We start from the raw sequence: 19,563 nt of genomic DNA on the forward strand, positions 1-19,563 counted from the left end.
GCCTCAGACACGTGCCAAACGGAAGGAAAGCCGCCAAATAGGGCATAGCTCCAGATGGAGGACAAGCAGCTCGTGGCTCCTACGCCGTGATCGCTTCCTCACGTAGAGTGCTGAAGGTGTCCGTCCGACCCGTAACTCTTTCGAGTGACCATCGTTGAGAGTGCGAAGGCGGTTGAACCAACAAGTTCTCGGACAGGTGTCCGGGAGCATCGACCGCACAGGTGACGATACGTACCAGCCTGGAGGCTCAAGGTGACGCGCATCAGCAGCTGCGGAGGGCGGTCATGACATCCGTCCTCGTCTGCGACGACTCCCCGCTTGCCCGAGAGGCGCTCCGCCGCGCGGTTGCCACCGTGCCCGGCGTCGAGCGTGTGACGACGGCTGCCAACGGCGAGGAAGTCCTCCGCCGCTGGGGCGCCGACCGCTCCGACCTGATTCTGATGGATGTACGGATGCCCGGGCTGGGCGGTGTGGAGACGGTCCGCCGACTGCTCTCGGCCGACCCCGGCGCCCGCATCATCATGCTGACGGTCGCCGAGGACCTGGACGGCGTGGCCCTCGCGGTCGCCGCCGGCGCCCGTGGCTACCTGCACAAGGACGCCTCGCGCGCCGAACTGCGGGCCACGGTCACCCAGGCACTCGCCGACCCGACCTGGCGACTGGCCCCGCGCCGGCTCCGCTCGGCCGAGATGGGCGCCGCGCCCACGCTCACCGCGCGCGAGATCCAGGTCCTGGAGGGCATGAGTCACGGCCGGTCCAATGCGGAGATCGGGCGCGAGCTCTTCCTCTCCGAGGACACGGTCAAGACGCACGCCCGTCGGCTGTTCAAGAAGCTCGGTGCCTCGGACCGGGCGCACGCTGTGGCCCTCGGCTTCCGCTGGGGTCTGGTCCGCTGACCTCCCGGTCGTGGCCGGGCCCCGCCCGGTCCGCCGCAGGCCGCGGATCTTCGAGAGCGGTCCCGTCCGCACCCGCGGACGGGGCGGCGCGCCGCCCTCGCCGTCTCTCGAATTCGGGGTAGCCCCGTCCCCCGCCGTACCCGGTGCGCACCCGGGGATTGGCGGGGCACAATCCGGGGGACGTCTCGCTTCGTGCGCGATGCCGCATCCTTGAGGGTGTGGAGTCTCTCGGGGACTATTCGGCCGAGCGGGAGGGGAGGGCGCAGATGATGGGTTCCGGCGCACCTGCTCATAACGCTTCGATGCACAACAAGGGCCACGGCGACGCGGATGCTCCGGCGCCAAGGCACCATGGATTGATGCGCGACGACGAGGCCTTGGGGTCACCCGCGGCCACAGGCCCGACCGGCGCCGCCAGAGGCGGCAGTGCCGGGGGTGTCAGCGCGCTCGTACGCCGGGCGGTGGAGGGCGACGAGCAGGCCACGCACGACCTGCTCGCCTTCGTGCACCCCCTTGCGATCCGCTATTGCCGCACCCGGCTCTCGCGATTGCCGGGTGACGCTCGTCACTTCGTGGAGGACCTGGCGCAGGAGGTCTGCGTCGCCGTCCTGATGGCGCTGCCGCGCTACCGGGACACCGGGCGGCCCTTCGAGGCCTTCGTCTTCGCGATCGCCGCGCACAAGGTCGCCGACCTGCAGCGGGCCGCCATGCGGCACCCGGGCAGCACGGCCGTGCCCTCCGACGAGATGCCGGAACGGCCCGACGACTCGCTGGGCCCCGAGGAGCGCGCGCTGCTCAGCAGCGACGCCGCCTGGGCCAAGAAGCTGCTGGCGAACCTTCCGGAGAACCAGCGAGAGCTCCTCGTGCTGAGGGTGGCCGTCGGGCTGACCGCGGAGGAGACCGGGCAGATGCTCGGAATGTCCCCCGGGGCCGTGCGCGTCGCCCAGCACCGGGCACTCAGCAGGCTGCGGGCGCTCGCCGAGCAGTAGGCGGCCGCGCGCCCGTGCCCTCGTACGGTCCGTGCCGACTCCCTCGGTGCGGACCCCGGACCGGGGCTTCCGTCACGCGCCGCAATCGTAGGAAACGACGAAACTTCTGCTTGACCTTGGTCGTGGAATGAGACGCGTCGGGATCCCGTTAGCATGGACATCCGCGCTGAGCAAGACCATTTGGGAAGGTGTCATGACCGCCGACGGAGTGCCCGACAAATTCGCCACGCTCGGACTGACCTACGACGACGTGCTGCTGCTGCCGGGCGCGTCGGACATGTCGCCTGATGCGATCGACACCTCTTCCCTCATCTCGCGCAACGTGCGCGTGAACGTCCCGCTGCTGTCCGCCGCCATGGACAAGGTCACCGAGGCCCGCATGGCCATCGCCATGGCCCGTCAGGGCGGCGTCGGCGTGCTGCACCGCAACCTCTCCATCGCGGACCAGGCCAACCAGGTCGACCTGGTCAAGCGCTCCGAGTCCGGCATGGTCACCGACCCGATCACGGTGCACCCGGACGCGACGCTGCGCGAGGCCGACGAGCTCTGCGCGAAGTTCCGCATCTCCGGCGTCCCGGTCACCGACCCCGCCGGCAAGCTCCTCGGCATCGTCACCAACCGCGACATGGCCTTCGAGTCGGACCGCAGCCGCCAGGTGCGCGAGGTCATGACCCCGATGCCGCTGGTCACGGGCAAGGTCGGCATCTCGGGCGTGGACGCCATGGAGCTGCTGCGCCGCCACAAGATCGAGAAGCTTCCGCTGGTCGACGACGCGGGCATCCTCAAGGGCCTCATCACGGTCAAGGACTTCGTCAAGGCCGAGAAGTACCCGAACGCCGCCAAGGACAAGGGCGGCCGGCTGCTCGTCGGTGCGGCCGTCGGTGTCGCCGGCGACGCGTACGAGCGCGCCCAGGCCCTGATCGAGGCGGGCGCCGACTTCATCGTCGTCGACACCGCCCACGGTCACTCCCGCCTGGTCGGCGACATGGTCGCCAAGATCAAGTCGAATTCCGGCGTCGACGTCATCGGCGGCAACGTCGCCACGCGTGACGGCGCGCAGGCGCTGATCGACGCCGGCTGCGACGGCATCAAGGTCGGCGTCGGCCCCGGCTCCATCTGCACCACCCGCGTCGTCGCCGGCATCGGCGTCCCGCAGGTCACCGCGATCTACGAGGCCTCGCTCGCCGCCAAGGCGGCCGGTGTCCCGGTCATTGGCGACGGCGGCCTGCAGTACTCCGGCGACATCGCCAAGGCCCTGGTCGCGGGGGCCGACACGGTGATGCTCGGCTCGCTGCTGGCGGGCTGCGAGGAGTCCCCGGGCGAGCTGCTCTTCATCAACGGCAAGCAGTTCAAGTCGTACCGCGGCATGGGTTCGCTCGGCGCGATGCAGTCCCGCGGCGACCAGCGCTCCTTCTCCAAGGACCGCTACTTCCAGGAGGGCGTGGGCGGCGACGACAAGCTCATCCCCGAGGGCATCGAGGGCCAGGTCCCCTACCGCGGCCCGCTCTCCGCGGTCGTGCACCAGCTCGTCGGCGGCCTGCGCCAGTCGATGTTCTACGTCGGCGGCCGCACGGTCCCCGAGCTGCAGGACCGCGGCCGGTTCGTCCGGATCACCTCGGCGGGCCTCAAGGAGAGCCACCCGCACGACATCCAGATGACGGTCGAGGCGCCGAACTACTCCCGCAAGGGGTAACGGCCGCAGTCAGAGCCAGCGCGAGGAGCGGGTCCGGGGCAACCGGGCCCGCTCCTCGCCGTTGCGGGGGCCCGGCCCGGGGCCGCGCCGCCCGCCGGCGGGCCGCAATGGTGTCCGTACGGCGGTCACCGGAACGCATGCCCCCGGCGTTCGGGGATACTGGACGGGCAGACCCAGAGGAAAGGCCACCACACGTGACTGAGATCGAGATCGGGCGCGGCAAGCGCGGCCGCAGGGCGTACGCGTTCGACGACATCGCCATCGTCCCGAGCCGGCGTACCCGGGACCCGAAGGAGGTCTCGATCGCCTGGCAGATCGACGCGTACCGCTTCGAGCTCCCCTTCCTGGCCGCCCCCATGGACTCGGTCGTCTCCCCGCAGACCGCGATCCGCATCGGCGAGCTCGGCGGCCTCGGCGTGCTGAACCTCGAAGGCCTGTGGACCCGCTACGAGGACCCGCAGCCGCTGCTCGACGAGATCACGGAGCTGGACGAGGAGTCCGCGACCCGTCGTCTCCAGGAGATCTACTCGGCGCCGATCCAGGCGGACCTGATCCGTCAGCGCATCAAGGAGGTGCGCGACTCGGGCGTCGTCACCGCCGCCGCGCTCTCCCCGCAGCGCACGGCCGAGTTCTCCAAGGCCGTCGTCGACGCCGGCGTGGACATCTTCGTGATCCGCGGCACCACGGTGTCGGCCGAGCACGTGTCGGGCGCCGCCGAGCCGCTGAACCTCAAGCAGTTCATCTACGAGCTCGACGTCCCGGTCATCGTCGGCGGCTGCGCCACCTACACGGCGGCCCTGCACCTGATGCGCACCGGCGCGGCCGGTGTCCTCGTCGGCTTCGGCGGCGGCGCCGCGCACACCACGCGCAACGTGCTCGGCATCCAGGTCCCGATGGCCACCGCCGTCGCGGACGTGGCCGCGGCCCGCCGCGACTACATGGACGAGTCCGGCGGCCGCTACGTGCACGTCATCGCCGACGGCGGCGTGGGCTGGTCCGGCGACATCCCGAAGGCCGTCGCCTGCGGCGCGGACGCCGTGATGATGGGCTCCCCGCTGGCCCGTGCCACCGACGCGCCCGGCAAGGGCAACCACTGGGGCATGGAGGCCGTCCACGAGGACGTGCCGCGCGGCAAGAAGGTCGACCTCGGCACCGTGGGCACCACCGAGGAGATCCTCACCGGTCCCTCGCACACCCCGGACGGCTCGATGAACATCTTCGGCGCCCTGCGCCGCTCGATGGCCACCACCGGCTACAGCGAGCTCAAGGAGTTCCAGCGGGTCGAGGTCACCATCGCGGACTCGCAGCACAGCCGCTGACGGTCTCCCGTACGCACGCCGGAGGGCCGGCACCCCACCTGGGGTGCCGGCCCTCCGGCATGTGTGAACGGCGGCCGGTGTCAGTCGCCGAGCTTCTTGGCCGCGCTGAAGGCGGCGAAGCCACCGATGGCGAGGAAGACGTAGGACATGAAGTCCACGCCCTCCTTCCAGATGTCGGTCAGGCCGCCGATGCCGACCTCGCTGAGCACGTCGCCCACGCCGACCTTGCCGTAGTCCGCCAGTGCCAGCGCGATGAAGACGAGCTGGCCGAGGTAGACGGCGCCGAGCGAGAGCACGGCGGCGACCGCGGGCAGGACGGGGCTGCGGCCGCCGACCTTGCCGGCGGCGAGGCCGACGAGGAGGCCGACGCCGATCGCGGCGTAGCCGACCTCGCGGTCGATGGCGTTCATGATCCCGCCGTACGCGCCCGCCGCGACCAGGGCCGCGACGACGGCGGCGACGATGCCGAGGCCGATGTTGCCGGTGCGGGCCGGGGCCGGTGCGGGGGCCGCGGTGAAGGAGTCGGGCGCGGGCGGCTGCGGCTGGATGTTCTGGCTCATGCGGGCGGATCCCCCCAGGGATGCACAGGCACACGTGTCCAGGGGGACGTATGTGCGAGATAAGTGACGCCGCAGGCTAGCAGCAGCCCCGGACATCCGTGGGGGGATTTCCCGGCATTCAGAGCCGGTGGGCCGCGCCCACCGGGCTGGCGCCGCGGGTGTCGAGGAGCAACTGGGCCTTCACCGCAAGTCCTTGCAGGTCATAGGTGCGGTGGTGCTGCAGCAGGATGGTCAGGTCCGCGTTCGCGGCGGCCTCGTACAACGATTCGGCACGGGGGACCGGCTGGTCCCTGACCCGCCAGCCCGTGATGTACGGGTCGTGGTAGCTGATCAGCGCGCCCAGGTCGATGAGGCGGCTGGCGATCTCGCGGGCCGGGGAACCCTCCTGGTCGGCCAGGTCGGGCTTGTAGGTGACGCCGAGGAGCAGGACGCGGGCCCCGCGGGCGGACTTGCCGTGCTCGTTCAGCAGGGTGGCGGAGCGCTGGATGACGTACTGCGGCATCCGGTTGTTGATCTCCTGCGCCAGTCCGACCATGCGCAGGGGGTGGCCCGGGGTGCGCGTGGTGTGGGGGAGGTAGTTCGGGTCGAGGGGGACGCCGTGGCCGCCGACCCCGGGGCCGGGGCGGAAGGCCTGGAATCCGTACGGCTTGGTCTCCGCGCAGCGGATGACGTCCCACAGGTCCACGCCGAGGTCGTGGCAGAGGACCGCCATCTCGTTCATGAGGGCGATGTTGACGTGGCGGTAGTTCGTCTCGAGGAGCTGTACGGTCTCGGCCTCGCGCAGGCCGCGGGCGCGGACCACCTTCTCGGTGAGGCGGGCGTAGAAGGCGTGCGCGGACTCCGTGCAGGCGGGCGTGAGGCCGCCGATCACCTTGGGGGTGTTGGAGATGCCGTGCGTGCGGTTGCCCGGGTCGTGGCGGCTGGGGGAGTAGGCCAGGTGGAAGTCCCGGCCTGCCCGCAGCCCGGAGCCCGCTTCGAGGATCGGGCGGAGGTACTCCTCGGTGACGCCCGGGTGGACGGCCGATTCGAGGATCACGGTGGTGTGGGCGCGCAACCGGGCGGCGAGCGCGTGGCCGGCCTCCCCGACGGCGGAGAGGTCCAGTGCGCGATCGGCGCCGAGCTGGGTGGGGGCGCAGATGACGGCCGTGCGGACCCGGCCGAGCTCGGCCGGGTTGGTGGTGATCCGGAAGCCGGCCGCCGACATGCGGCGGATCTCGGCGGCGGTGAGGGTGGAGTCCGTGACCGGACCGCTGTCGTAGCCGACCGTCTCGATTCCGGCGGCGACGGCCGCCTGGGCGAGCGGGAGGCCGAGATGGCCGAGTCCGATGACGGCGAGATCTGCGGGCATGGGGGTGCCGTCCCTTCCCTGAAATGAGGGGGCTGCCGCGCAAGTTCTCCGGGGGGCAGGGGAGCTGGCGCAATGTCAGACTAGGCGTATATATGACAGATATGTCGCATTCTGGAGTGAACGCCACCGTTGTGTTGTCCACAGGCGGTGGCTGATGTGGGTGCGGGCGGTCAGAATCGTGGAACGGGGCATGTGAGCGGGATCTCATCCGCACCAACGGGAGGCAGCCGTGAGGACAGCGACACTGGGGCCGGCACAGCGGGCCGAAGCCCTCAGCCGGATGGCCGAGCGGGAACTGGACGTGCTGGTGGTGGGCGCGGGCGTGGTGGGCGCCGGCACCGCCCTCGACGCCGTGACGCGCGGCCTGTCGACCGGCCTGGTGGAGGCGCGGGACTGGGCCTCGGGCACCTCCAGCCGCTCCAGCAAGCTGATCCACGGCGGCCTGAGGTATCTGGAGATGCTCGACTTCGCCCTCGTGCGGGAGGCGCTGAAGGAGCGCGGCCTGCTGCTGGAGCGCCTCGCCCCGCACCTGGTGAAGCCGGTGCCGTTCCTGTACCCGCTGCAGCACAAGGGCTGGGAGCGGCTGTACGCCGGATCGGGCGTCGCGCTGTACGACGCGATGTCGGTCTCCAGCGGCCACGGGCGCGGCCTGCCCGTGCACCGGCACCTGTCGCGCAGGCGCGCGCTGCGGGTGGCGCCGGCGCTGCGCAAGGACGCGCTGGTCGGCGCCCTGCAGTACTACGACGCCCAGATGGACGATGCGCGCTACGTCACCACGCTCGTGCGTACGGCGGCGGCGTACGGGGCGCACTGCGCCAATCGGGCGAGGGTCATCGGTTTTCTGCGTGAGGGCGAGCGGGTGGTCGGCGCGCGGGTGCGCGACGTGGAGGGCGGGGGCGAGTACGAGATCCGCGCGAAGCAGGTCGTGAACGCGACCGGGGTGTGGACGGACGACACCCAGGCGCTGATCGGGGAGCGCGGCCAGTTCCACGTGCGGGCGTCGAAGGGCATCCATCTGGTCGTACCGAAGGACCGGATCCATTCGAGCACCGGACTGATCCTGCGGACCGAGAAGTCGGTGCTGTTCGTCATCCCGTGGGGCCGGCACTGGATCGTGGGGACCACGGACACCGACTGGGACCTGGACAAGGCGCACCCGGCGGCTTCGAGCGCGGACATCGACTACCTGCTGGAGCACGTGAACTCGGTGCTGGCGGTGCCGCTCACGCGCGACGACGTCCAGGGCGTGTACGCGGGCCTGCGGCCGCTGCTGGCCGGGGAGTCGGACGCGACGAGCAAGCTGTCGCGCGAGCACACGGTGGCGCACCCGGTGCCGGGGCTGGTGGTGGTCGCCGGGGGCAAGTACACGACGTACCGGGTCATGGCGAAGGACGCCGTGGACGAGGCCGTGCACGGGCTGGACCAGCGGGTGGCCGATTGCGTGACGGAGGACGTGCCGCTGGTGGGGGCGGAGGGATACCGGGCGCTGTGGAACGGTCGGGCGAGGATCGCGGCCCGGACGGGGCTTCACGTGGTGCGGGTGGAGCACCTGTTGAACCGCTTCGGGTCGCTGACGGAGGAGCTGCTGGACCTGATGGCCGCCGACCCGGGGCTGCGGGAGCCGGTGTCCGGGGCGGACGACTACCTGCGGGCCGAGATCGTGTACGCGGCCTCGCACGAGGGGGCCCGGCACCTGGACGACGTACTGACGCGGCGGACCCGGATCTCGATCGAGACCTTCGACCGGGGGACGCGCTCGGCCCGGGAATGCGCGGAGTTGATGGCTCCGGTGCTGGGGTGGGACAAGCAGCAGATCGAGAAGGAAGTGGAGCACTACGAGAAGCGGGTCCAGGCGGAGCGGGAATCGCAGCGTCAGCCGGACGACCAGACGGCGGACGCGGCGCGGCTGGGGGCGCCCGACATCGTTCCGTTGTAACTCCGGGATGCGGAGGGGGGAACCGCAGACCCGGGGCGTCCGTCCGTTGCGGAGTGAGGAACAATGAGGGTTCTGCCGGGGCGGGTTATCACGAGCCCCGGCCGCCGGGTCGCTCAGCCGCCGGGGCAGGCGGAGCAGCGGCAGGATCGCAGAGGGGACGCATGTCGAAGCCGGAGCACACCGAGTCACCTGCGGGGTCGCCTGCGGCGAAGCCTGACAGTGCGAAGTCTTCGGCTGGCCGCGCGCCTTCCGGAACCCGTACGGCATCGCCTGCGGGGTCGCCTGCGGCGAAGCCTGACGGTGCGAAGCCTGTGGCCGACGCCGTGGTCGCGGCTGCGCCTGCGCCTGCGGCGGAGCCCGCGGACGCGAAGCCGGGGACCGGCCCTGCGGGGTCGCCTGCCGCGAAGCCCGACGCTGAGAAGCCGGGCGGGTCGCCTGCGGCGAAGCCCGGGCGGGAGAAGACTTCGGCCGAGCCCGAGGGGGCTGGGGCGCCTGAGGCGAAGCCTGACGATGCGAAGCCTGCGGCCGAGAAGCCCGGGTTGAGCAAGGCCGAGCCTGCGCCCGCGGCGAAGGCAGGGGCCGGGGACGCGAAGCCGGAGCTGGGCAAGGGTGCTCCTGCGCCCGCGGCCAAGGCCGGGCCCGAGGACGCGAAGCCCGGGCTGGGCAAGGGTGCGTCCGAGGGTGAGGGCGCGAAGCCTGTGGTGGAGCCTGACGATGCGAAGCCTGCGGCCGTGAAGCCCGGGTTGAGCAAGGCCGAGCCTGCGCCCGCGGCGAAGGCAGGGGCCGGGGACGCGAAGCCGGAGCTGGGCAAGGGTGCTCCTGCGCCCGCGGCCAAGGCTGAGGGTTCGGTGGTGAGGACGGGGGTCAATCCCGTCGTCGAGAAGGCCGATGCCATGGCCGCCGCCGTCAAGGCCGCCGCCGCGAAGGCCGCCGAGGGCGGACAGGACGAGGGGCGGTTGCTGGCCGGGCGGTACCGGCTGAGTGCCGTGCTCGGCAAGGGCGGGATGGGTACCGTCTGGCGCGCCCAGGACGAGACCCTGGGCCGGACCGTCGCCGTCAAGGAGCTCCGCTTCAGCACCGGGGTCGACGAGGACGAGAAGCGACGCCTCATCACCCGTACCCTCCGCGAGGCCAAGGCCATTGCCCGGATCCGCAGCGGTGGCGCCGTCACCGTCTACGACGTCGTCGACGAGGACGGCCGCCCGTGGATCGTCATGGAGCTCATCGAGGGCCCCTCGCTCGCCGAGTTCATACGGGAGAACGGCCCCCTGACCCCGCACCGCGCCGCCGAGGTCGGCCTCGCGGTGCTCGACGTACTGCGCGCCGCGCACGGCCAGGGCATCCTGCACCGCGACGTGAAGCCGTCCAATGTGCTGATCGCCGGCAACGGCCGTGTGGTCCTCACCGACTTCGGCATCGCGCAGGTCGAGGGCGACCCCTCCGTCACCTCCACCGGCATGCTCGTCGGCGCCCCCTCCTACATTTCCCCCGAGCGCGCCCGCGGCCAGAAGCCCGGCCCGCCCGCCGACATGTGGTCGCTCGGCGGCCTGCTGTACGCCTCCGTCGAGGGGGTGCCCCCGTACGACAAGGGGTCCGCGCTCGCGACCCTCACCGCGGTGATGACCGAGCCCGTGGACCCGCCGAAGAACGCCGGTCCGCTGACCGACGTCATCTACGGCCTGCTCGCCAAGGACCCGGCCCACCGTCTCGACGACGGCCGTGCCCGGGCGATGCTGAATGCCGTACTGGCGGCGCCCGAGCCCCGGCCGGCCCCCGTGGTGGCTCCGGCGGCCGAGGAGACCCGGCAGATCTCCCTGGCGGACGCCCAGGATGCCGCGGAGAAGGCCACCGCGGAGAAGGCGGCCGAGAAGGCGGCGAAGAAGGAACGCGAACGGCGCGAGCGCGAGCAGCGCGAACGGGCCCGCGCCGCGCTGAAGGCCGCCCGCAAGGCGGCGACCGCCGCGGCCGCCACCACGGCCGTCTCCGCCGCCGAGTCCCCGAAGTCCAAGCCGTCCCCCGTTCCGGCTCCGCTCACGGACGTCATGCAGCGCCGCACGATCGTGCTGGCGATAGCGGCCGTGGTCGTGGTGCTGGCGGTGGTCGGTTCGCTCATCGCCTACTCCCTGGGCGACGACAAGGACGCCAAGAAGGAGGGCAAGGGCGGCAAGCAGCCCACCCCGGCGGCCTCGGCACCGAAGGACCCGGGCAGTGGCGGGACCGGGGGGACGGCCCCGAAGCCCTCGGGGAACACCGGTGAATCGGCCGGCACCGGCACCGGCACCGGAAGCGGCACCGCAGGCACCGGCACCGGTGACCAGGCGGGCCAGGGCCAGCAGACCCCGGCCGCGAACCAGGGTCAGGGCGCCACGTCCGGCGGCGCCGGCGGTGCGGTCCCCGCGGGCTTCTTCCTGGAGCGGAACTTCGGGTTCCACTTCACGATGGCCATGCCCGAGGGCTTCAAGCAGACGGCCACGGCGGGTGAGAACTCCGGCGCCATATACAGCCGTGACGGCGGATTCCCGCGGATCCAGGTCGACTACACCGACAAGCCGGGCGAGGACGCGCGCCTGGCCTGGGCCAAGGCGGCCCCCGCGGTGGCGCGCGACAGCAACGGCTACCGGCAGATCCGCATCGACACGGTGGACTACCGGGGCTACCCGACCGTCGCGGACTGGGAGTTCGAGCGGGAGCAGAAGGGGATCAAGGTCCGGGTGCTCAACCGCGGCTTCAAGCTCGACGCGACGCACGGCTACGCGATCATGATCAGCTGCGCCGCCGACCAGTGGGACGCCCCCGAGTGCACCCAGTTGCGCAACGTCGCCTTCGAGACCTTCCAGCCGCTCGGCTGACCTCGGGACGCGGGCGGCCCCGGCGACGTATCGTGTCGGAGGGGCCATGGGGAGCCCGCCGCACTCGGGGGAGGCGATGTGGAGGAGTACGCGGGCCGGATCCTGGCCGGCCGCTACCGCCTGCCCCTGCCGCCGTCCGACGCGTACGAACTGATAGAGACCCGCGCCTTTGACACGCGCAGCGGGCAGGAAGTCCTGGTCCGTCAGGTGCCGTTACCGGAGGTCGTGGACGCGGAGCTGCTCGACGGGCCGCGGGCCGTCCCGGCCGCGGCGCGCCGCTCGCCCGGCGATCTGCCGGCCGTGCGCCGGGCCATCGAGGCGGCGCAGGCGGCGGCTTCGATCCCGGACCATCCCCGGCTGGACCAGGTCTTCGACGTGTTCGCCGAGGGCGAGTCGCTGTGGATAGTGAGCGAACTGGTCCCGGCCCGGCCGCTGGCCGCGCTGATAGCCGATGAACCGCTGAGCCCCTACCGGGCGGCCGAGGTGGCCTCCGACGTGCTGACCGCGCTGCGGGTGCTGCACGCGCACGGCTGGACGCACCGGAACATCACCGTCCGGACCGTCCTGGTGTGTGAGGACGGGCGGGTCGTGCTGACCGGCCTGGCGGCCGGCGCGGCGGAGGAGGCCCTGTGCGGGTACGACCCCGTCCCCAGCGCCGAGGACACCGGCGGTGGAACGGGGTGGGGCGCCGGCCCCTCTCCGGCGGCGGTCACCGTCCCGGTCCCGGCTCCGGCCCCGCAGCCCGTTCCCGGCCCGGTTCCCGGCCCGGGTCCGGCCCCGGACTCGATGCCGGGGGCGACGCACGCCGCCGGTCCGGTGGAACTCCGTACGGAGCCTGCCCCCGCCTACGCACCGCTCGTGGCCCCCGGCTACGACACGGGGCCGCGGTACACCGACCACATCACCCCCGGACGTCCGCAGGACGGCCCGGACCTCCAGGCCGCCGCACGGGCCGGGGCCATCGCCGCCTACCGGGCCGGGGCGCGGGCGGCCGCCGCCCGGGTCGTCGAGGAGCGCAGGGCCGGGGCCGGCGCCGAGCCGGAGGCCGGTCCGATGCCGGAGCGGCGGCCCGAGGGGTCGACCCTCCCGCAGGGGTACTCGTACCCGTACGGCGGCCCGGAGACCGGCGACGCCGCGCCCTGGCACGGCGCGACGCCCCGCCGGGCGGAACTCCCGGCAGCCGCCCCGGAGCCGCAGCCGCTTCCGGAGCCGCAGTGGGAGCAGCGGCCGACGCCGGACACCGAACCGCAGCCGGAACCCTCGCCCCAGCCCGGGCAGCGCCCCGCCCTGCCCGCCCAACTCGCCCTGCCCCAGGGCTACCGGCAGGCCGACACCTCGTCCCCGTCCCCGGCCGTCCCCGATCGGCCGCAGCCCGTCGGCGGCGACGGCCGGTCCGGGCCGCGGACCGGCCTGGACGCCGAGCGCGCACGGCAGACCCGCATGGCCGTGGTCGGGGCCGTCACCGAGCGGTGGGCCCCCGAGCAGGCGGGCCCCGTGCACGGGCACTGGCAGCTCGCGGCCCCCGTCGGCCCCGCCACCGACCTCTGGGCGCTCGGCGCGCTGCTCTACCGCGCGGTGCAGGGGCACGCCCCCTATCCGGAGGACAGCGTCGCCGAGCTGGTCGAGATGGTCTGCGCGGAGCCGCCCGCCTTCGCGGAGGAGTGCGGGGCGCTGCGCCCGGTCGTGGAGTCGCTGCTGCGCCAGGACCCCACCGAGCGGCCCGACTTTGAGGAGCTGCGCGGCTGGCTGCGTTCGCTCGTACGGTCCGCGCCCGAGCCGGACGCCGGCTTCGGGATGCTCCCGATGCCGGAGCCGGATCCGGCGCGGCTGCCCGTCGTACGCCGGCGCGGCGAGGTCCACGGCCGGCACCGCAATCCCGCGGCCCCCCGCAAGCCGCGCGCCCTCGGCCGGATGCTGCTCGTCGGGATCCTGGTCCTCCTCGCCGGCGGGGTGGCGTACGCGATGCTGTTCATGCCCCGGGCCGGGGATCCGGAGGCGACGGGCGGATCCAGCGGCGGCGCCACGCAGGCTCCGGCGAAGCCGAGCCCCTCCCAGGTCCCGTCGGGCACGCCCGAGTCCAAGCCCGCTCCGCAGACGACCGCGCCCGCCGAGTCGCAGGCGGCCCCCGCCCCGGCCCCGGCCGGTTACACCACCCAGCAGGACCCGGAGCACTTCGAGATCGCCGTGCCCAACGGCTGGGAGCGCCGCGGAATCAATGAGTCCGGTCAGGTCCGGTACACCGACGGGCAGTTCGTGCTGACCGTCGTCCCGGGCCGCGACAAGGTCCAGGGCAATCCCGATCCCGCGGCCTACCAGAAGGACAAGGAGCCGGAGCTGACCCCGTACCGGACGTCCACCTGGTCGACCGTCGGCGACGTGAAGACCACCAAGGTGGGCCAGCAACTGCGTGCTACCGGTCGGTACACGTGGATCGACGGGACCGGCCGCAACGTCTACGCCCGCAATTACGTCGTCGCTCTGGGCGGCAGCTACCACGTCGTCCTGGTGACCGGTCCGGAGGACGAACAGTCCAAGGTGACCGAAGTCTTCGAAAAGGCCACGGCGAGTTACAAGGCGGGCGGTTGAGCGGATACTGACGACTGATCAGTACGGCGATTGCGTCACAGTGCCGTCTTTCGGCGCCCGGGCGGTTCCGGCAGCCCCTCCGGGATCCGTAATCTGGCCTGAAGTGCAGAGAGCGGCGGGATTTCGTGGAACAGCAGACAGGTGGGGGCGCCGTGTTGGCGGGCCGGTACCGGCTCGTCGAGCCGATCGGCCGGGGCGGCATGGGCAAGGTGTGGCGCGCTCATGACGAGTTGCTCCACAGGACCGTTGCCGTCAAGGAACTGACGGCGGGTCTGTATGTCGCCCAGGCCGACCGGGACGTCATGCACGCCCGGACGCAGAAGGAGGCCCGCGCCGCGGCCCGGATCCAGCATCCGGCGGTCGTCACCGTCCACGACGTGCTGGAGCACGACGACCGGCCCTGGATCGTCATGGAGTACATCGACGGGCCCTCCCTCGCGGAGGCGGCCAAGGCTGCCGGGCGGATCGAGCCCCGCGAGGCGGCCCGGATCGGGCTGCACGTGCTGGGGGCGCTGCGCGCCGCGCACGCGGTCGGCGTACTGCACCGGGACGTGAAGCCGGGGAACGTGCTGCTCGCCAAGGACGGCCGGGTGCTGCTCACGGACTTCGGGATCGCCGCGATCGAGGGCGACTCGTCCATCACGCGCACCGGCGAGATTGTCGGTTCCATCGACTACCTGGCCCCGGAGCGGGTCACGGGCGGGTCCCCGGACCCGTCCTCGGACCTGTGGTCGCTGGGCGCCACCCTCTACACGGCGGTGGAGGCCCGCTCGCCGTTCCGCCGTACGTCGCCCATCTCCAGCCTGCAGGCCGTGGTCAACGACGAACCGCCGGCCCTGAAGCAGGCCGGAGCGCTCGGGCCGGTCATCACCGCGCTGCTGCGCAAGAACCCGGCGGAGCGGCCCTCGGCCGCGGAGGCCGAGCGGATGCTGCTGGAGGCGATGGAGGGCCGGGAGCCGAAGTCGGCGCAGGCGTACGTGCCCACGCGCGCGGTGACCCCGGAGGAACTGGCCCCGGCGCAGGGACCGGCCGAGGCGTCGGCGCCGCCGGCGGACGTCGCGGCGACGGCCACGCTGCCGGAGCCGCCCGCACCCGGGGCGACCGGGGCCACCGCGGTCACCGTGGCCGACCCGGCCCGGGGCTGGGGCGGACGGGCCGTGGTCGTGGCCCTGGTGGCGGCGCTGCTCGGTGGCGGCGGTGTCTTCGGGGTCCTGAAGTACACCACGGACTCGGACCCGGACGGCGGTACGGACAAGGTCGTCACCTCGACGGGCGGACAGTCCGGGGACGACGGGAAACCGCAGGAGGCGGCCCCTCCGGCCGGCTACAACAGGGTCACCGACCCCCTCGCCGGCTTCACCCTGTTCGTCCCGGAGGGCTGGACGCGCAAGGCGAACGGGGACCAGATCGACTACACCCCGGACGACGGCAAGCACTTCATCCGGATCGCCGCCGATTCCACCCCGGACTACCAGGACCCGTACGCGCACCTGCTCGACCTGGAGAAGCAGGTGGCGAAGCGGACCGACTACAAGAAGGTGCGGCTGAACCAGAACACCTTCCGGGACAGCACCCGGTCCGCGCTCTGGGACTTCACCTGGACGGAGAAGCAGAACCACCCCGGTCCGCGCAGGGCCAAGGAACAGATGTACGTGGCGCCGGACGGCACGGAGTACGCCATCTACATGTCGAGCCCGATCTCGAGCTGGGCCACGACAGAGCAGCAGTTCGACATCGTCCTCAGCGGCTGGGAGCCCCCTGCCAAGAAGGGCTGATTCCGGCATCCTGCCAGCGATCACTGGCGGACTTGGCAAAATCCGGTTACCGGCGGGTACCCAAAGACTGTCCGGCGCAATACGCTCACCGGCATGACGGACTCGCAGGCCCCCGACGCCCCCCTCCGCACCGCACCGCAGCCCACCAACCCGGTCGCCCCGGCCCCGGCCGGTGCCCGCACCGCGGCCGATGTGGTGACCCCCGACCTGGTCGCCAGGCTGACCCGCGGAGTGATCGGATCCGGTCGCACCGCCAACCACACCCCCTTCACCGGGGACCGGCTGGCCGAGCTTCCCGAGGCCACCCCCGAGGACGTGGCCGAGGCCTTCGACCGGGCCCGCGCCGCCCAGCCCGCCTGGGCGGCGGTGCCCGTACGCCAACGGGCCGCGGTCCTGCTGCGCTTCCACGACCTGGTCCTCGCCCGGCAGGCCGAGGTCCTCGACCTGATCCAGCTGGAGACCGGCAAGGCCCGTCTGCACGCCCACGAGGAGGTCCAGGCGGTCGCCGTCTCGGCCCGCCACTACGGCCGCAGGGCCCCCGCGTACCTGCGCCCCAAGGGCCACGCGGGCGCCATGCCCACCCTCACCAAGGTCACCGAGCTGCGCCAGCCGCGCGGGGTCGTCGGCCAGATCGCCCCCTGGAACTACCCCCTCGAACTGTCGGTCGGGGACGCCCTGCCCGCCTTCGTCTCCGGCAACGCGCTCGTCATGAAGCCCGACACCGAGACGGCGCTCACCGCCCTGTGGGCCCGTGACCTGCTGATCGAGGCCGGACTGCCCGCCGAGGTCTTCCAGATAGTGCTCGGCGAGGGCCCCGTCGTAGGCCCCGAGGTGGTCCGGCACGCGGACTACGTCTCCTTCACCGGCTCCACCCGGACCGGCCGCGAGGTCGCCCGCGGCGCCGCCGACCGCCTCGTCGGGGTCTCCCTCGAACTCGGCGGCAAGAACGCCATGCTCGTGCTGCACGACGCCGACATCGAGAGGGCCGCCGCCGGCGCCGTCCGGGCCTGCTTCTCCTCCGCCGGCCAGCTCTGCATCTCGATCGAGCGGCTCTACGTCCACGCCTCGATCGCCGACGCGTTCGTCGAGCGGTTCGCCGCCCGTACGAAGGCCATGCGGCTCGGCGCCTCCCTCGCGTACGGCGCGGACATGGGCTCCCTGGTCGGCGAGCGGCAGCTGGAGACCGTACAGCGGCACGTGGACGAAGCCGTGGCCAAGGGCGCCACCCTCGTCGCCGGCGGCACCGCCCGCCCCGACATCGGCCCGCTCTTCTACGAGCCCACCATCCTCGACGGCGTCGAGGCGCCCATGGCGGTGTGCGGTGAGGAGACCTTCGGCCCGGTCGTCTCGATCTACCGCTTCACCGACGAGGACGCCGCGATCGCCGAGGCCAACGCCACCGCCTACGGCCTGAACTCCAGCGTCTGGACCAAGGACTCCCGCCGCGGCCACGCCGTCGCCGCCCGCCTGCGCACCGGCACCGTCAACATCAACGAGGGCTACGCCCCCGCCTACGGCAGTGCCCAGGCGCCCATGGGCGGCATGAAGGACTCCGGCCTCGGCCGGCGCCACGGCTCCGAGGGCATCCTCAAGTACACCGAGGCGCAGACCGTCGCCCACCAGCGGCTGCTCCCGATGGCGCCCTCGCTGGGCATGGACGACGAGAAGTACGCGGCGTTCATGAGCCGCAGCCTCAAGGTCATGAAGGTCCTCCGCTTCCGTTGATCTCCGACTCCGTTAAGGGGCAGCACCGTGTCTGAGTCTGAGTCGTACGACTACGACGTCATCGTCATCGGATCGGGCTTCGGCGGATCGGTCTCGGCGCTGCGGCTGACCGAGAAGGGCTACCGGGTCGGCGTCCTGGAGGCAGGGCGCCGGTTCACCCGCGAGGGCCTGCCGAAGAACAGCTGGGACCTGCGCAACTACCTGTGGGCCCCGGCCCTCGGGCTGTACGGCATCCAGCGGATCCACCTGCTCGGCAACGTGATGGTGCTCGCGGGCGCCGGCGTGGGCGGCGGCTCGCTCAACTACGCCAACACCCTGTACGTGCCGCCCACCGCCTTCTTCGAGGACCGGCAGTGGGCCTCCATCACCGACTGGCGCGAGGAGCTGGCCCCCTACTACGAGCAGGCCAAGCGGATGCTCGGGGTGCGTCTCAACCCGACCATGACCCCGTCCGACATCCACCTCAAGGCGGCCGCCGAGAAGATGGGCGTCGGCGACTCCTTCCACATGGCCCCGGTCGGCGTCTTCTTCGGCGACGGCGACGACGCCGGGGGCGCCCGCAGGGTCCGCCCCGGCGAGGAGGTCCCCGACCCGTACTTCGGCGGCGCCGGCCCCGCCCGCAAGGCCTGCACCGAATGCGGCGAGTGCATGACCGGCTGCCGGCACGGTGCGAAGAACACCCTGAACGAGAACTACCTGTACCTCGCCGAGCGCGCGGGCGCCGTCATCCACCCGATGACCACCGTCACCGCACTGTCCGACCATCCCGAGGGCGGCTACCGCATCCGCACCGTGCCCACCGACGGCCGCCGCCGGGGCAGGGCGAAGGTGCTGCGCGCCCGCCACGTCGTCGTCGCGGCGGGCACCTACGGCACGCAGACGCTGCTGCACACGATGAAGGACCGCGGCGAGCTCCCGCGCCTCTCGCAGCGGCTCGGTGAGCTGACGCGGACCAACTCCGAGGGCCTGGTCGGCGCGCAGACCGACGACCGCCGCTACCGCAAGCGGCACGGCGACGAGCGCCGGGCCGACTTCACCCGGGGCGTGGCGATCACCTCCTCGGTGCACCCCAACGCCGACACGCACATCGAGCCCGTCCGCTACGGCAAGGGCTCCAACGCCATGGGGTTCATGACGGTCCTCCAGGTCCCCCACAGCAGGCACCGGGTGCGGGCCTGGCTGGCCCGCAGTGCGAAGCACCCCCTGCAGTTCGCCCGCTCCCTGTCCAACCGGCGCTGGTCGGAGCGGACCATCATCGGCCTGGTCATGCAGTCGCTGGACAACTCCCTGACCACCTACCGCAAGCCCGGCGGGATCGGGAAGGGCCTGCTCACCGCCCGCCAGGGACACGGCGCCCCGAACCCGGTCCAGATCGGGGAGGCCACGCAGGCGGCGACCCTGCTGGCCGAGGAGATCAACGGTTTCCCCGGCAGCAACATCGGCGAGCTGATGGGGACCCCGCTGACGGCGCACTTCCTGGGCGGCTGCCCGATCGGCGCCTCGCCCGAGGAGGGCGTGGTGGACCCGTACCACCGGCTCTACGGGCACCCGGGCATCTCGGTGGTGGACGGTGCGGCCGTCTCCGCGAACCTCGGGGTGAACCCGTCGCTGACGATCACCGCGCAGGCGGAACGGGCGATGTCGTACTGGCCGAACAAGGGGGAGCGGGACCCGCGGCCCGACCAGGGGGCGGACTACGTCCGCCTGGACGCGGTGGAACCGGTCCGTCCGGCCGTCCCGAAGGAGGCTTTCGGCGCGCTGCGGCTGCCGTTCCTCGGGATTCCTGAGATTCCGCCGCGTCAGTCGTGAGCGATCCGGAACCGGCGATCTGACAGCGGTGGGTACCGCGCTCCCCCTCCGAGCGCGGTACCCACCGCGGTACATACG

General features: G+C 72.4%; 12 protein-coding genes. 10 read left to right on the forward strand and 2 right to left on the reverse strand.

Annotated elements, in window-relative coordinates:
- Positions 1-284: 284 nt before the first annotated feature.
- The 4 genes from OG753_RS25640 to OG753_RS25655 all read left to right on the forward strand — a co-directional run bounded on the left by OG753_RS25640 (position 285) and on the right by OG753_RS25655 (position 4,897).
- Entirely contained in the window at positions 285-896 is a 612-nt protein-coding gene (locus tag OG753_RS25640) for a response regulator transcription factor (RefSeq protein WP_003948568.1), read from the forward strand.
- 359 nt (positions 897-1,255) lie between these two features.
- The gene (locus OG753_RS25645) at positions 1,256-1,885 is read left to right on the forward strand and encodes a sigma-70 family RNA polymerase sigma factor (RefSeq protein ID WP_327264025.1); all 630 of its coding nucleotides are present in this window, start codon (positions 1,256-1,258) and stop codon (positions 1,883-1,885) included.
- A gap of 193 nt (positions 1,886-2,078) precedes the next feature.
- The gene (gene guaB, locus OG753_RS25650) at positions 2,079-3,578 is read left to right on the forward strand and encodes an IMP dehydrogenase (protein WP_327264026.1); all 1,500 of its coding nucleotides are present in this window, start codon (positions 2,079-2,081) and stop codon (positions 3,576-3,578) included.
- Positions 3,579-3,772: 194 nt separating this feature from the next.
- A complete protein-coding gene (locus OG753_RS25655; protein ID WP_327264027.1) occupies positions 3,773-4,897 on the forward strand; it encodes a GuaB3 family IMP dehydrogenase-related protein in 1,125 nt (374 codons plus the stop codon).
- Between the two features lie 80 nt (positions 4,898-4,977).
- On the opposite strand, the gene OG753_RS25660 is transcribed toward OG753_RS25655, so the two are convergent.
- Complete coding sequence (locus tag OG753_RS25660) at positions 4,978-5,457, reverse strand: hypothetical protein (RefSeq protein ID WP_327264028.1); 480 nt, start codon at positions 5,455-5,457, stop codon at positions 4,978-4,980.
- A gap of 118 nt (positions 5,458-5,575) precedes the next feature.
- Positions 5,576-6,805 (reverse strand): nucleotide sugar dehydrogenase, encoded by a 1,230-nt coding sequence (locus OG753_RS25665; protein WP_327264029.1) that lies wholly within the window; start codon positions 6,803-6,805, stop codon positions 5,576-5,578.
- A gap of 229 nt (positions 6,806-7,034) precedes the next feature.
- Here OG753_RS25665 and OG753_RS25670 point away from each other — a divergent pair, with 229 nt between their 5' ends.
- The 6 genes from OG753_RS25670 to OG753_RS25695 all read left to right on the forward strand — a co-directional run bounded on the left by OG753_RS25670 (position 7,035) and on the right by OG753_RS25695 (position 19,485).
- A complete protein-coding gene (locus tag OG753_RS25670; RefSeq protein WP_327264030.1) occupies positions 7,035-8,741 on the forward strand; it encodes a glycerol-3-phosphate dehydrogenase/oxidase in 1,707 nt (568 codons plus the stop codon).
- Between the two features lie 161 nt (positions 8,742-8,902).
- The gene (locus OG753_RS25675) at positions 8,903-11,590 is read left to right on the forward strand and encodes a serine/threonine-protein kinase (RefSeq protein WP_405790282.1); all 2,688 of its coding nucleotides are present in this window, start codon (positions 8,903-8,905) and stop codon (positions 11,588-11,590) included.
- A gap of 78 nt (positions 11,591-11,668) precedes the next feature.
- Positions 11,669-14,176 (forward strand): protein kinase, encoded by a 2,508-nt coding sequence (locus OG753_RS25680; protein ID WP_405790284.1) that lies wholly within the window; start codon positions 11,669-11,671, stop codon positions 14,174-14,176.
- A 125-nt stretch (positions 14,177-14,301) separates the two neighbouring features.
- Positions 14,302-15,951 (forward strand): protein kinase domain-containing protein, encoded by a 1,650-nt coding sequence (locus OG753_RS25685; protein ID WP_327264033.1) that lies wholly within the window; start codon positions 14,302-14,304, stop codon positions 15,949-15,951.
- Positions 15,952-16,044: 93 nt separating this feature from the next.
- Positions 16,045-17,676, forward strand: a complete 1,632-nt coding sequence (locus tag OG753_RS25690) for a succinic semialdehyde dehydrogenase (RefSeq protein WP_405790287.1) — start codon at positions 16,045-16,047, stop codon at positions 17,674-17,676.
- 27 nt (positions 17,677-17,703) lie between these two features.
- Entirely contained in the window at positions 17,704-19,485 is a 1,782-nt protein-coding gene (locus tag OG753_RS25695) for a GMC family oxidoreductase (protein WP_327264035.1), read from the forward strand.
- Positions 19,486-19,563: the final 78 nt, after the last annotated feature.

It is taken from the genome of Streptomyces sp. NBC_00029 (genome assembly GCF_045160505.1).
In the GTDB taxonomy this organism is placed as follows: Bacteria; Actinomycetota; Actinomycetes; order Streptomycetales; family Streptomycetaceae; genus Streptomyces.

Bases quoted from the DNA above. Each gene is read 5' to 3' on its own strand.
- OG753_RS25675 (WP_405790282.1), top strand. From the start codon at position 8,903: ATGTCGAAGCCGGAGCACACCGAGTCACCTGCGGGGTCGCCTGCGGCG.
- OG753_RS25640 (WP_003948568.1), top strand. From the start codon at position 285: ATGACATCCGTCCTCGTCTGCGACGACTCCCCGCTTGCCCGAGAGGCG.
- guaB (WP_327264026.1), top strand. From the start codon at position 2,079: ATGACCGCCGACGGAGTGCCCGACAAATTCGCCACGCTCGGACTGACC.
- OG753_RS25660 (WP_327264028.1), bottom strand. From the start codon at position 5,457: ATGAGCCAGAACATCCAGCCGCAGCCGCCCGCGCCCGACTCCTTCACC.
- OG753_RS25665 (WP_327264029.1), bottom strand. From the start codon at position 6,805: ATGCCCGCAGATCTCGCCGTCATCGGACTCGGCCATCTCGGCCTCCCG.
- OG753_RS25690 (WP_405790287.1), top strand. From the start codon at position 16,045: ATGACGGACTCGCAGGCCCCCGACGCCCCCCTCCGCACCGCACCGCAG.
- OG753_RS25645 (WP_327264025.1), top strand. From the start codon at position 1,256: ATGCGCGACGACGAGGCCTTGGGGTCACCCGCGGCCACAGGCCCGACC.